Source organism: Streptomyces tagetis (genome assembly GCF_018069565.1).
Lineage (GTDB): Bacteria > Actinomycetota > Actinomycetes > Streptomycetales > Streptomycetaceae > Streptomyces > Streptomyces tagetis.
The window spans coordinates 394038-406458 of the sequence record NZ_JAGPNL010000006.1 but is presented as its reverse complement, the minus strand read 5'-3'; the positions used below and the strand labels follow the sequence as shown (position 1 = coordinate 406458).

9 protein-coding genes and 1 pseudogene are annotated in these 12421 nt (G+C 70.9%); 1 reads left to right on the top strand and 9 read right to left on the bottom strand.

What is annotated here, in order from left to right; translation table 11 throughout:
• Together J5Y05_RS22625 and J5Y05_RS22620 are read right to left on the bottom strand one after the other, a co-directional pair.
• Positions 1-802: pseudogene (locus tag J5Y05_RS22625) on the bottom strand (Rne/Rng family ribonuclease); the annotation flags it as partial.
• Between the two features lie 272 nt (positions 803-1074).
• Positions 1075-1854 (bottom strand): TIGR03936 family radical SAM-associated protein, encoded by a 780-nt coding sequence (locus J5Y05_RS22620; RefSeq protein ID WP_210874867.1) that lies wholly within the window; start codon positions 1852-1854, stop codon positions 1075-1077.
• 224 nt (positions 1855-2078) lie between these two features.
• Between J5Y05_RS22620 and J5Y05_RS22615 the strand changes: the two genes are divergently transcribed.
• Complete coding sequence (locus J5Y05_RS22615; protein ID WP_210874866.1) at positions 2079-2663, top strand: TerD family protein; 585 nt, start codon at positions 2079-2081, stop codon at positions 2661-2663.
• 91 nt (positions 2664-2754) lie between these two features.
• Here the strand turns inward: J5Y05_RS22615 and J5Y05_RS22610 are convergent, their stop codons facing one another.
• The 7 genes from J5Y05_RS22610 to J5Y05_RS22580 form a co-directional block, all read right to left on the bottom strand.
• The gene (locus J5Y05_RS22610) at positions 2755-3171 is read right to left on the bottom strand and encodes a hypothetical protein (RefSeq protein WP_210874865.1); all 417 of its coding nucleotides are present in this window, start codon (positions 3169-3171) and stop codon (positions 2755-2757) included.
• Between the two features lie 277 nt (positions 3172-3448).
• Positions 3449-5413 (bottom strand): TIGR03960 family B12-binding radical SAM protein, encoded by a 1965-nt coding sequence (locus J5Y05_RS22605; protein WP_210874864.1) that lies wholly within the window; start codon positions 5411-5413, stop codon positions 3449-3451.
• A 107-nt stretch (positions 5414-5520) separates the two neighbouring features.
• Positions 5521-6720 (bottom strand): rod shape-determining protein RodA, encoded by a 1200-nt coding sequence (rodA, locus tag J5Y05_RS22600; protein ID WP_210874863.1) that lies wholly within the window; start codon positions 6718-6720, stop codon positions 5521-5523.
• Entirely contained in the window at positions 6717-8990 is a 2274-nt protein-coding gene (gene mrdA, locus J5Y05_RS22595; RefSeq protein ID WP_210874862.1) for a penicillin-binding protein 2, read from the bottom strand. Before mrdA ends, rodA begins: the two co-directional genes overlap by 4 nt.
• A gap of 105 nt (positions 8991-9095) precedes the next feature.
• A complete protein-coding gene (mreD, locus tag J5Y05_RS22590; RefSeq protein WP_210874861.1) occupies positions 9096-9767 on the bottom strand; it encodes a rod shape-determining protein MreD in 672 nt (223 codons plus the stop codon).
• A gap of 13 nt (positions 9768-9780) precedes the next feature.
• Entirely contained in the window at positions 9781-10725 is a 945-nt protein-coding gene (gene mreC / locus J5Y05_RS22585; protein ID WP_210874860.1) for a rod shape-determining protein MreC, read from the bottom strand.
• 392 nt (positions 10726-11117) lie between these two features.
• The gene (locus J5Y05_RS22580; protein ID WP_210874859.1) at positions 11118-12137 is read right to left on the bottom strand and encodes a rod shape-determining protein; all 1020 of its coding nucleotides are present in this window, start codon (positions 12135-12137) and stop codon (positions 11118-11120) included.
• Positions 12138-12421 lie beyond the last annotated feature (284 nt).

Below are 12421 nucleotides of genomic sequence, written 5' to 3'. Positions count from 1 at the left end.
TCTCGGGGGCCTCGGCGGCGGGCGCGGGCGCGGCGGCCGGGGCCGGCTGCTCCGCGGCGGCGGGCTCGGCGGCGCTCTCGGAGCCGGGCGTGTCGGCCGGGGCGCTCGCGCGGCGGGCGACTCGCCGGCGTCCGCGGCGCGGGGCGGCGTCGTCGGCGGCCGTGTCGGCGTCTTCGCCGGCCGGGGCGGCCTGGGCGGTGGTGTCCTGCTCCGGCGTCTGCGCGGTGGTGGCCTGCGCGGCCGTGGTCTGCGCCTCGGTGACCTGCGCGGCGCTGGTCTGCCCGGCCGTGGGCGAGGTGGTGTCGCGGGTGGCGCGGCGGCGGGTGCGGCGCGGGGCGGCGTCCTCGGCGGTCACGGCCGGGGCGGGCGTCTCGGCGGGGGCAGGCGCGTCGGCGGCGGGGGCCGCGGGGAGGACGGTCTCGGCCGCCTCGGCGGCGGCCGGGGCACCGGCGGGAGCGGAGGCGCGGCGCACGGCGCGGCGCCGGGGGCGGCCCGGTGCGGCCTCGGCTGCCTCAGGGGCCTCTTCGGCCTCGGGAGCCTCGGCGGCCTCTTCGGCGTCGGTGGCCTCGTCGGCTGCCGTGTCCTCGGGGTCCTCGGGGTCTTCGAGGGCCTCGGGGCCGGTCACGGCCGTCTCGGCCGGGGCGACGGTCTCCGCCTGGGCCTCGGAGGCGCCTGAGGGCGGTCCCGCGGGGCGGGAGGCGGCCCGGCGCCGGCGGCGCGGGGGCAGGGTGTCGCTGGGGGTGTTCGCTTCGGAGTCCGTGGTGGGTGTCGCGGACTCTGCGGTTTCGGTCGGTTCGAGCATGCGGGGGTTTCTCCCGTCAGGCTCCCGGGCGCCGCGCCTGGTCCGGCATCGACCGTGTGGGTGGCCGGTGACGTCCGCGGTCCGCGCGATGCGCGGTCCCGCCGTCCGGGGCGCGGGCGCCGCTCGGGAGCTCTCCGTGTCTGTCTCGCCGGTTCCGCACTCCTTGTCGTGTACGGCCTGGCGAAAGTCTTGTGGTGGGTGCGCTGCCCGACCCAGGTGGCTCCCGAGGTCGAGGGCGGCGCGGCGACATCCGTCCCTGCGCGGGACCTTCCTTACGCCGGTGCCTTCGCGGCGGCAGCGGCAGCGGGGGCCGATGGCGGCTCGGGCGCTGCTGCCTCGCGGTCGGGCGCGAGCGGGTCGGTCACCGCACCGGTCTCTTCATCGAGCAGCCCCTGCGCCAGCCTGGTCACCGCTGCGGGGACCGGCGGCGCCAGGTCGGCCACGGCGCGGAGACCGGACAGGACGTCGTCGGGTCGTACGGCAGGCGTCACGTGCCGAACAACCAGCCGCAGTATCGCACAGGGCCGGTCGGTCGGCCTATCAGCCGGCGGAGGGTCGGTCGGTCCGGTGCGCAGGCTCACGACGGCCGCGCGGGCGTCGAAGGTGCGCAGGCCGCTCTTGGTGCGGCGCTGCACCTCCACACCGCCGGCCGCGGTGAAGGCGGCGGCGGCGTGCTCGGCCTCGGCCGGGTCCACGCCGTCCAGCCGCAGCTCCCACACGGAGGCCGTCAGCCGGTCGGCGAGCCCGGAGGTGCGGGCCTCGACCGCGTCGACGATGTCGAGCCCGGCCGGCAGCGACGTGTCGAGGAGCCGGCGCAGGGTCTCGGGGTCGCGCGCTTCGGTGAGCGCGATCTCCAGGTACTCCGCCTCACTGCCCGTGCCGGTGGGTGCGGCATTGGCGTAGGACACCTTCGGGTGCGGCGTGAACCCCGCCGAGTACGCCATGGGCACCTCGGCGCGGCGCAGCGCGCGCTCGAAGGCACGCTGGAAGTCACGGTGGCTGGTGAACCGGAGGCGGCCGCGCTTGGTGTAGCGCAGTCGGATGCGCTGCACCGCGGGTACGGGCGGCGGTCCTTCGGGCTGTCGCTTGCCCAGTGTCGTTCAGTCCTTCGTGAGTGTGGTCGTCCTGCTTCCAAGAGTACGTGCCGCGGCGCGGGATGGTTCCCCCGATCTCCGGGGGTGTGCGGGCGGGGCGGGGGCTCGGGCGGGGCCGCCGGGGGCCGCCAGGCAGACTGTGCGTGCCCGCTTCACGTACCGACGGAAAGGTTGTGCCACGCATGATCACGCTCACGAAGGAAGACGGCCCGGCGGATCTGGACGGGGTGACGCACCTGTCCATCGGGGCGTCCTGGGACCCGACCTCCGGCAGCAGCGGAGGGCTGCTGGGGACGCTGCGCCGCAAGTCCGGCACGGACCTGGACCTGATCGCCATCGCCTTGCAGGGCGCGGACCCGGTGCGGCTGGCGGGTCTGGACTCGCTGGACCCGATGGGCAACGGCTCGCTGCTGCACAGCGGTGACAACCAGACCGGCCGGGGCGAGGGCGACGACGAGACGGTGACGGTGGAGTTCGCCCGTATTCCGTCCCACATCACGTCGATCGTCTTCATCGCGGCGGCCTACAAGAAGGGCAGCTCGTTCCAGAAGGCGCGCAACATCAGTTTCAAGGTGTACGACGCCACGGGGGGCAGTTCGCAGCAGGTGGCGGACATCTGGCCGAGTCTGCTGACGCAGGACAACGGCTGCGCGGTGGCGAAGGCGGTGCGGGTGGGCACCGGCTGGAAGCTGGAAGTGATCAATGTGACGGGGAAGATCAAGCAGGGTGACGAGCACGCGCTGATGCGGTTCGCGGTCAGCAAGTAGCCGAGCGGGCCGTACGGGGCCCGGCCGTGCCGCAGCCCCTCCCCCGGTCCGCCGCACACCCGGGTTTCCGGGGGCGGGCCGGGTCCGGACGCTACCCCTCGCACCCCTGGAGGCGGGGTACGGCGTCCATGACCCAGCCGTCGTCGGTCTTGCGCAGGTCGAAGCCGAGGCAGTGGCCGCCCTGGCGGATGGCGGCGAAGGGGTGGTCGCCGGTGCCCTCGCGGGTCACCCCGGGGGTGCCGGGGAGCGCGGAGAACCTGTCGACCAGGGCTTCGGCGTATCCGTCGCCGGCCTGCGCGGAGAGGTGTTCCCGAAGGGCGCCCGCGTCGCCGTCGGCGAGTGCCTGGGCGATGTCCTCGGTGAGGGCGGCGGCGCTGGGCGCGGCGGCCTTTTCCGGTTCATTGGCGATGGCGACGACGATATAGGTGATCCAGCCGACCAGAAGCAGTCCGACGATCGCGGGAAATGTCGCTTTCTTCAGTGCTGCTTTACGGCTCGTCGTGTCCATGCGGCTCAGTCTAACGGCAGGTTTCGGCTGTTTACGGACGGTCCGGAACGCCTGCCGGGCCTCTGGCGGGGCGGTTCGCGGGCGCCTCGCCCCGCCCCGCGGTATCCCGGGATTTCCCCGCGTTCCGTTCCTCATATTTCCGTTGTGTCCGGCGCGGCGGCCGTCACTCACGATACGGGGGAAACGAAAAGGCGCGGTATGCGGGAGGACATCCGGAGAATGTCCCGCATGACCGCGCCCGTCGTTTTCCTCCGGAAGGAAAGAGCGTCGGCGGGGGTCAGCCGTCGCCCTGTCCGGTGACCGTCAGCGGAAGCAGTTTCCTGCCGGTGGGGCCGATCTGGATGGCGGTGTCCATCGCGGGGCACACCCCGCAGTCGAAGCAGGGGGTCCAGCGGCAGTCCTCGACCTCGGTTTCGTCGAGGGCGTCCTGCCAGTCCTCCCAGAGCCACTCCTTGTCGAGGCCGGAGTCGAGGTGGTCCCAGGGGAGGACCTCCTCGTAGCCGCGCTCGCGGGTGGTGTACCAGTCGACGTCGAGGCCGAAGGTCTCCAGTGCCTTGTCGGCGCAGCTCATCCAGCGGTCGTAGGAGAAGTGTTCGCGCCAGCCGTCGAAACGGCCGCCGTCGTCGTAGACGGCGCGGATGACGGCGCCGATCCGGCGGTCGCCGCGGGAGAGCAGGCCCTCGACGATGCCGGGCTTGCCGTCGTGGTAGCGGAAGCCGATGGAGCGGCCGTACTTCTTGTCGCCGCGGATCTTGTCGCGGAGCTTTTGCAGGCGGGCGTCGGTCTGCTCCGCGGACAGTTGCGGCGCCCACTGGAAGGGGGTGTGGGGTTTGGGGACGAAGCCGCCGATGGAGACGGTGCAGCGGATGTCGCCGGAGCCGGAGACCTCGCGGCCCTTCTGGATGACGCGGGTGGCCATGTCGGCGATCTGGAGGACGTCGTCGTCCGTCTCGGTGGGCAGCCCGCACATGAAGTACAGCTTCACCTGGCGCCAGCCGTTGCCGTAGGCGGTGGCTACGGTGCGGATGAGGTCGTCTTCCGAGACCATCTTGTTGATGACCTTGCGGATGCGTTCGGAGCCGCCCTCGGGGGCGAAGGTGAGTCCGGAGCGGCGGCCGTTGCGGGTCAGTTCGTCGGCCAGGTCGATGTTGAAGGCGTCGACGCGGGTGGAGGGCAGTGAGAGGCCGATCTTGTCGTCCTCGTAGCGGTCGGCGAGGCCCTTGGCGATCTCGCCGATCTCGCTGTGGTCGGCGGAGGAGAGCGAGAGCAGGCCGACCTCTTCGAAGCCGGTCGCCTTCAGTCCCTTGTCGACCATCTCGCCGATGCCGGTGATGGAGCGTTCGCGCACCGGGCGGGTGATCATGCCGGCCTGGCAGAAGCGGCAGCCGCGGGTGCAGCCGCGGAAGATCTCCACGGACATCCGTTCGTGGACCGTCTCGGCGAGCGGGACGAGGGGCTGCTTGGGGTAGGGCCACTCGTCGAGGTCCATCACCGTGTGCTTGGAGACGCGCCACGGCACGCCCGAGCGGTTGGGTACGACGCGGGCGATGCGGCCGTCGGGGAGGTACTCGACGTCGTAGAAGCCGGGGACGTAGACGCCGCCGGTCCTGGCCAGGCGCAGCAGGAGTTCCTCGCGTCCGCCGGGGCGGCCCTCGGCCTTCCAGGCGCGGACGACGGCGGTGATCTCCAGGACGGCCTGTTCGCCGTCGCCGAGGACGGCGCAGTCGATGAAGTCGGCGATCGGCTCGGGGTTGAAGGCGGCGTGTCCGCCTGCCACGACGACGGGGTCGTCCAGGCCGCGGTCGCGGGCCTCCAGGGGGATGCCGGCCAGGTCGAGGGCGGTCAGCATGTTGGTGTAGCCGAGTTCGGTGGAGAAGGAGAGGCCGAACAGGTCGAAGGCGCGGACCGGGCGGTGGCTGTCGACGGTGAACTGCGGGACGTCGTGCTCCCGCATCAGCGCCTCCAGGTCCGGCCAGACGCTGTAGGTGCGTTCGGCGAGGACGCCGCGCTGCTCGTTGAGGACCTCGTAGAGGATCATGACGCCCTGGTTGGGGAGTCCGACCTCGTAGGCGTCGGGGTACATGAGTGCCCAGCGGACGTCGCAGTCCTCCCAGGGCTTGACCGTGGAGTTCAGCTCTCCGCCGACGTACTGGATCGGCTTCTGCACGTGCGGGAGCAGAGCTTCGAGCTGCGGAAACACAGACGACACAGACAACGCAGACTCGGCGGCATCGGCAGGCATCTCGCGGGACCTTTGTGTGCTGACAGGGTTCCCCCCGGCCGGTGGCTGGGGGGCGGGTGACCATCCAGATTAACCCGGCGGGTGGGGTCCGCCCGTATCCGCGCGGGTCAGGCGGAGACGGGTCTTTGGGCGGTGATGGACTGGAGGAGGCCGATGGAGACCCAGACGGCGAACATGGACGAGCCTCCGTAGGAGACGAAGGGCAGGGGCAGTCCGGTGACCGGCATGATGCCGAGGGTCATGCCGACGTTCTCGAAGGTCTGGAAGGCGAACCAGGCGACGATGCCGGCGGCGACGATGGTGCCGTACAGGTCGCTGGTCCCCCGGGCGATGCGGCAGCCGCGCCAGAGGATGACGCCGAGCAGGGTGATGATGAGGGCGGCGCCGAGGAAGCCGAGTTCCTCGCCGGCGACGGTGAAGACGAAGTCGGTCTGCTGTTCGGGCACGAAGCGGCCGGTGGTCTGGGAGCCCTGGAAGAGGCCGGAGCCGGTGAGTCCGCCGGAGCCGATGGCGATGCGGGCCTGGTTGGTGTTGTAGCCGACGCCGGCGGGGTCGAGTTCCGGGTTGGCGAAGGCGGCGAAGCGGTTGATCTGGTACTCGTCGAGGATGCCGAGCTGCCAGACCGCGAGGGAGCCGAGGACGCCGGTGCCGAGCAGGCCGAAGACCCACCGGTTGGAGGCGCCGGAGGCGAGCAGGACGCCGAGCACGATGACGACCATGACCATGACCGAACCGAGGTCGGGCATGAGCATCACGATGAGCATCGGCACGGTGGCGAGGCCGAGTGCCTGGAGCACGGTCTTGTGGTCCGGGTAGGGCTTGTCGCCGGCGTCGACGCGGGCGGCGAGGAGCATCGCCATGCCCAGGATGATCGTGATCTTCACGAACTCGGAGGGCTGGAGGGAGAAGCCGCCGGGGAGCTTGATCCAGGAGTGGGCGCCGTTGATGGTCGAGCCGAGCGGGGTGAGCACCAGGAGGATCAGGAAGACCGAGCCGCCGTAGAGGACGGGGACGGCGGTGCGCAGGGCGCGGTGGCCGAACCAGATGGTGGCGATCATGAGGACGAAGCCGATCCCGGTGTTGAGCAGGTGCCGGGTGAGGAAGTAGTACGGGTCGCCCTGGTTGAGTTCGGTGCGGTTGCGGGTGGCGGAGTAGATGAGCAGGGCGCCGATCATCGACAGCGCGACGGAGGCCGCGAGGATGGGCCAGTCGAGTCGTCGGGCGAGGGAGTCGCGGGCGAACAGGCGGGTCCAGCCCGCCCGTTCGGGGCCGTATCCGGAGACCTGGAAGCTGTTGACGCCGGTCATGGGCGGGTCCTCCCGGTCCTGCGGGTCCGCCTGCGGGTCTGCCGGTTGCCGGTGGCGGGCGGCTCGACGGTCGCCTGCGGGTCCTGCGGGTTCTGCGGGTTCTGCGGGGCGGTGGGGTCGTCACCGCCGGGCGGCGGGGTGCCCTGGGGGGCGGGCAGGAGCTCCTTCACGGGGTCCTCGGGCATCTTCGGGGCGGCGATGGTGCCGTCCGCCTTGATCTTGGGGAGGGCGGCGACCGGCTTGGCCATCAGCGCCTTGTTCTTGTCGAGGGAGCCGTCGGCCTGGACGCCGTAGAGGGCGTCGTAGATCTTGCGGACGGCGGGGCCGGAGGCGCCGGAGCCGGTGCCGCCCTGGGAGATGGTCATGACGATGGCGTAGTCGTCGGTGTAGGTGGCGAACCACGAGGTGGTCTGCTTGCCGTAGACCTCGGCGGTGCCGGTCTTGGCGTGCATCGGGATCTTGTCCTGGGGCCAGCCGCCGAAGCGCCAGGCGGCGGTGCCGCGGGTGGCGACGCCTTCGAGGGCCTCGTCCATCTTGGCGAGGGTGGTCTTGGAGAGGGGGAGCTTGCCGTGGGAGGTGGGCTCGATCTCCTCGACGTGCTTGCCGTCGGGGCTGACGACCGCCTTGCCGATGGTGGGGTCGTAGAGGGTGCCGCCGTTGGAGAGCGCCGAGTAGATGGTGGCCATCTGGATGGGGGTGACGAGGGTGTCGCCCTGGCCGATGGAGTAGTTGATGGAGTCACCGGCGCGCATCTTGTTGCCTTCGAGGCAGTTCTCGTACGCGATCTGCTCGACGTAGGAGCCGCCCTTCTTGCCGGTCTTGCACCAGGCGTCCTTGTTGGCCTCCCAGTACTTCTGCTTCCACTCGCGGTCGGGGACGCGGCCGGTGACCTCGTTGGGGAGGTCGATGCCGGTCTCCTTGCCGAGGCCGAAGTCGTGGGCGGCCTTGTAGAAGTAGTCGTGGGGCTTCTTCGGCTTCATGCCGCCGTCCCGCTTCCACTCCTCGTGCGCGAGGCGGTAGTAGACGGTGTCGCAGGAGAGTTCCAGGGCGCGGCCGATGCTGATCATGCCGTCGTTGGCGGACTCGAAGTTCTTGAAGATCTGGCCGCCGACGTCGTAGGAGCCGGAGCAGTCGTAGCGGCCGTCGAAGTCGTAGCCGGCCTCGACGGCGGCGGCGGAGGAGACCACCTTGAAGATGGAGCCGGGGGCGGCCTGGCCCTGGATGGCCCGGTTGAGGAGCGGGTAGTTGGAGTTCTTGCCGGTGAGCTTCTTGTAGTCCTTGGCGGAGATGCCGCCGACCCAGGCGTTGGGGTCGTAGCTGGGGTTGGAGGCCATGGCGACGACGCGGCCGGTCTTGGCCTCCATGACGACGACGGCGCCGGCGTCGGCCTTGTAGGTCGTGTTGGTGTTGCGGTCGAACTCGTTGCGGGCGGCCTTCATGGCCTCGTTCAGCTCGTACTCGGCGACGCGCTGGACGCGGGCGTCGATGCTGGTGACGAGGTTGGAGCCGGGTTCGGCGGGGTCGGACTCGGCCTGGCCGATGACGCGGCCGAGGTTGTCGACCTCGTAGCGGGTGACGCCGGCCTTGCCGCGCAGCGCCTTGTCGTACTGGCGTTCCAGTCCGGAGCGGCCGACCTGGTCCGAGCGGAGGAAGGGCGAGTCGGTGTCCTGCGCCTTCTGGATCTCGTCGTCGGTGACCGGGGAGAGGTAGCCGAGGACCTGGGCGGTGTTGGCCTTGCCGGGGGCGGTGTAGCGGCGGACGGCCTCGGGTTCTGCGGTGATGCCGGGGAAGTCCTCGGCGCGTTCGCGGATCTGGAGGGCCTGCTTGGGGGTGGCCTCGTCGGTGATGGGGATCGGCTGGTAGGGGGAGCCGTTCCAGCAGGGCTGCGGCGTCTTGGCGTCGCACAGCCGGACCTTCTCCCGGACGTCCTGCGCCTTCATGCCGAGGACGTCGGCGAGCTTGGTGAGGACGGCTTCGCCGTCGTCCTTCATCTTCAGCAGCTCGGTACGGGAGGCGGAGACGACGAGACGGGTCTCGTTGTCGGCGAGGGGGACGCCGCGGGTGTCCAGGATGGAGCCGCGCACGGCGGGCTGGACGACCTGCTGGACGTGGTTGCCGGACGCCTTCTTGGCGTATTCGTCGCCCTGGCGGATCTGGAGGAACCACAGGCGTCCGCCGAGGGTGCCGAGCAGGGAGAGGACGAGGATCTGGATGACGACGAGCCGGGTCTGGACGCGCGTGTTCCGGCCGGTCTCCGGGATGTTAGTCATGGTCCGGGCCCATTCCGTGGTGGGTGGTGGTGGGCGACGGGTGGATGTGGGTCACTGCTGCCGGCTCCCCCGCGCGACGTGTGTGCGTGTGTGCTGCCCCCGGTGTCACAGCCGCTTGACCCCCTTGATGCGTCCGGCGCGGGCGCCGCGGGAGCGGGCGGCCTTGACGCGCAGGGGGTTGCGCTGGCCGCCGATGCGCAGTCCGGTGCCGCCGGAGAGCCAGCCGGAGGCGATGTCGGCCTTCTGGGCGGTGGTCCCGGAGTCGGCCAGCGGGTCGTTCTCGGCGCGGCGGGCGAGGGCCATCACGGCGGGGACGGCGAAGGGCGCGAGGAGCAGGTCGTACAGGGCGGCGGTGAACAGGAGTCCGGGCAGGCCGACGTCGCGGGCGGCGGTGTCGCCGACGAGGGCGCCGACGCCCGCGTAGAGCAGGGTGGTGCCGACGGCGGCGGCGACCACGACGGCCATGGGGCCGACGGCGGAGCGCAGCCGGCCGTTCTCCGGGCGGGCGAGTCCGGCGAGGTAGCCGATGAGGCAGAGCACGAGGGCGTAGCGGCCGGCGGCGTGGTCGGCGGGCGGGGCGAGGTCGGCGAGGAGGCCGGCGCCGAAGCCGATGAGGGCGCCGCCGACGTGGCCGTAGACGAGGGCGAGGCCGACCACGGTGAGCAGGAGCAGGTCGGGGACGGCGCCGGGGAGCTGGAGCCGGGCGAGGACGCTGACCTGCACCACCAGGGCGACGACGACCAGGGAGGAGGAGAGCAGGAACCGGTTGACGCGCATGGGGTGAGTGCTCCTACTGCTCGGGCTGCGGCGGCCCGTCGGGTGCCGGGGCGGACGGGGTCACGGTGACCGTGACGGTCGGCGTGGGCTTGGGCTCCGTTCTGTCGGGGAGCACGGTGTCCCGCGGGTCCTTCCCGGGGGCCTGGACGACGACGCCGATGACGTCGAGCTTGGTGAAGCCGACGAAGGGCGTGACGTAGAGGGTGCGGGTCAGGTCGCCGCCGGAGGGGTCGACGCGGCTGACGACGCCGACGGGGACGCCGGGCACGAAGGGCTTGTCGGCCTGGGAGCCGAAGGTGACGAGGCGGTCGCCCTTCTTGACGTCGGCCTTGCCGTTGAGGAGTTCGACGCGCAGGGGGCGGTCGCCCTGGCCGGAGGCGAAGCCGAGTTCGTCGCCGGACTCCATGCGGGTGCCGACGGTGAAGTCGGGGTCGTTGGCGAGGAGCACGGTGGCGGTGTGGGGGCCGACGGTGGTGACGCGGCCGACGAGGCCGTCGCCGTTGAGGACGGTCATGTCGCGCTGGATGCCGTCGTTGGCGCCGGCGTCGATGGTGATGGTCCAGGAGAAGCCCTGGGCGGCTCCTATGGCGATGACCTGGGCGCCCTTGATGCCGTACTGGCCGGCGCCGGCGAGGCCGAGCATCTTGTCGAACTGCCTCAGGCGGCTGCGTCCGCGTTCGTCGCTGCCGAGTCTGGCCTTCAGGGCGGCGTTCTCGGTCTCCAGGGTGGCGAGCCGGTCGTGGCGGTCGCCGGACGCGCGGATCGCGGCGACGGCGTTGCCGACCGGGTCGACGGCGGCCGACACGCCGTTCTCGATCGGGCCGAAGACGGTGGCCGCGGCTTGCCGGGCGCCGTCGACGGGTGAGTCCTCCCCGCCGCGGATGTCCACCGTGATCAGCGCGAACGCGACCGCGATCAGCAGCACCAGGAGCAGCCGGCTCTCTTTCGTGTCCCTCACGTGCGGCGGCCGTGCCTTCCTCGTCGGAGTCGGAAAACTTCGGATCTACGGGTACTTCGGGAGGTGCGGGTACTTCGGGAACTACGGGTGCTTCAGGAAGTGCCGGAACCACGGGCACTTCGGGAACTTCGGGCTCTTCGGGGGCTCTTCGGGAACTACGGGTACCAAGAGAAGTACGGGTGCTTCGGGAAGCGGCGGGACTTCGGGAAGCGGGGTGCTCGGGGAGTCGGACGCTCCGGGTGTCCGGGGAAACCCGTTCGGCGCGTCAAGGTGTTCTCCTCGCGCCGCCCGGGAACATCCGGCCCGGGACTGGAGGGCGTTCTCATGTCTCTATATCAACGATCCGCCGTACGAGAGGAGATCGTCTCGTACGGCGGAACCGACGTGTGACGTCACCGGCGGGGCTGGGCGTCCAGTACCTGCTGGAGCGCCTCGAACTCCTCGACGCACTTCCCGGAACCGAGCGCGACGCTGTCGAGCGGGTCCTCCGCGATGTGGATCGGCATGCCGGTCTCCCGGCGCAGCCGCTCGTCCAGTCCGCGCAGCAGCGCTCCGCCGCCGGTCAGGACGATGCCCCGGTCCATGATGTCGCCGGACAGCTCCGGCGGGCACTTGTCCAGGGTCGTCTTGACGGCGTCGACGATGGCGTTGACGGGTTCCTCGATCGCCTTGCGGACCTCGGCGGCCGAGATGACGACGGTCTTGGGCAGACCGGAGACGAGGTCCCGGCCGCGGATTTCGGTGTGCTCGTCGGAGTCGAGGTCGTACGCCGAGCCGATCGTGAGCTTGATCTGTTCGGCCGTGCGCTCGCCCAGCAGAAGGCTGTACTCCTTCTTCACATACTGGATGATCGCGTTGTCCAGTTCGTCACCCGCGACGCGGATGGACTGGGCGGTGACGATGCCGCCGAGGGAGATGACCGCGACCTCCGTGGTGCCGCCGCCGATGTCGACCACCATGTTGCCCGTGGCCTCGTGGACCGGCAGGCCGGAGCCGATGGCCGCGGCCATGGGCTCCTCGATGATGTGCACCTGGCGGGCGCCGGCCTGGGACGACGCCTCGATGACGGCGCGGCGCTCGACGCCGGTGATGCCCGAGGGCACACAGACGACGACCCGCGGACGAGCCAGATAACGCCGCTTGTGGATCTTCAGGATGAAGTAGCGGAGCATCCGCTCGGTGATCTCGAAGTCGGCGATCACGCCGTCCTTCAGCGGGCGCACGGCGACGATGTTGCCCGGGGTGCGCCCGATCATCTTCTTCGCTTCGGCGCCGACCGCGAGGATGCCACCGGTGTTGGTGTTGATCGCGACGACGGACGGCTCGTTCAGTACGATCCCGCGACCCCTGACGTACACCAGCGTGTTGGCGGTCCCGAGGTCGACAGCCATGTCACGGCCGATGAACGACATTGAGTTCCCCATCAGGATTCGGCTGGCCTTCCCACAAGCCTTTGAGGGCTTTTCAGGTCGGCGAGGTGGGTGCAGTGACGTGCAGGCTTCCATGGTAGACGCGCTTTCACGAACACCGCGCGAGGGTCTTCGCCATTGTCAGCAGATGGCGTACCGCCTCGCTTGTGGAGACGGGCCAACGGTGGAATCCGTTCCCCCGATCGGCACCCATATGCCACAGGGCGGTCGCTTCCCGGCGACCGCCCCGGTTCCCCGGGCCCCGCCGGGCTGACGGCGCGTCAGAA

Excerpts from the sequence above, each read along its gene's own strand:
- J5Y05_RS22615 (WP_210874866.1), top strand. The coding sequence starts at position 2,079 with ATGATCACGCTCACGAAGGAAGACGGCCCGGCGGATCTGGACGGGGTG.
- J5Y05_RS22610 (WP_210874865.1), bottom strand. The coding sequence starts at position 3,171 with ATGGACACGACGAGCCGTAAAGCAGCACTGAAGAAAGCGACATTTCCC.
- J5Y05_RS22605 (WP_210874864.1), bottom strand. The coding sequence starts at position 5,413 with ATGCCTGCCGATGCCGCCGAGTCTGCGTTGTCTGTGTCGTCTGTGTTT.
- rodA (WP_210874863.1), bottom strand. The coding sequence starts at position 6,720 with ATGACCGGCGTCAACAGCTTCCAGGTCTCCGGATACGGCCCCGAACGG.
- mrdA (WP_210874862.1), bottom strand. The coding sequence starts at position 8,990 with ATGACTAACATCCCGGAGACCGGCCGGAACACGCGCGTCCAGACCCGG.
- mreD (WP_210874861.1), bottom strand. The coding sequence starts at position 9,767 with ATGCGCGTCAACCGGTTCCTGCTCTCCTCCTCCCTGGTCGTCGTCGCC.
- J5Y05_RS22580 (WP_210874859.1), bottom strand. The coding sequence starts at position 12,137 with ATGTCGTTCATCGGCCGTGACATGGCTGTCGACCTCGGGACCGCCAAC.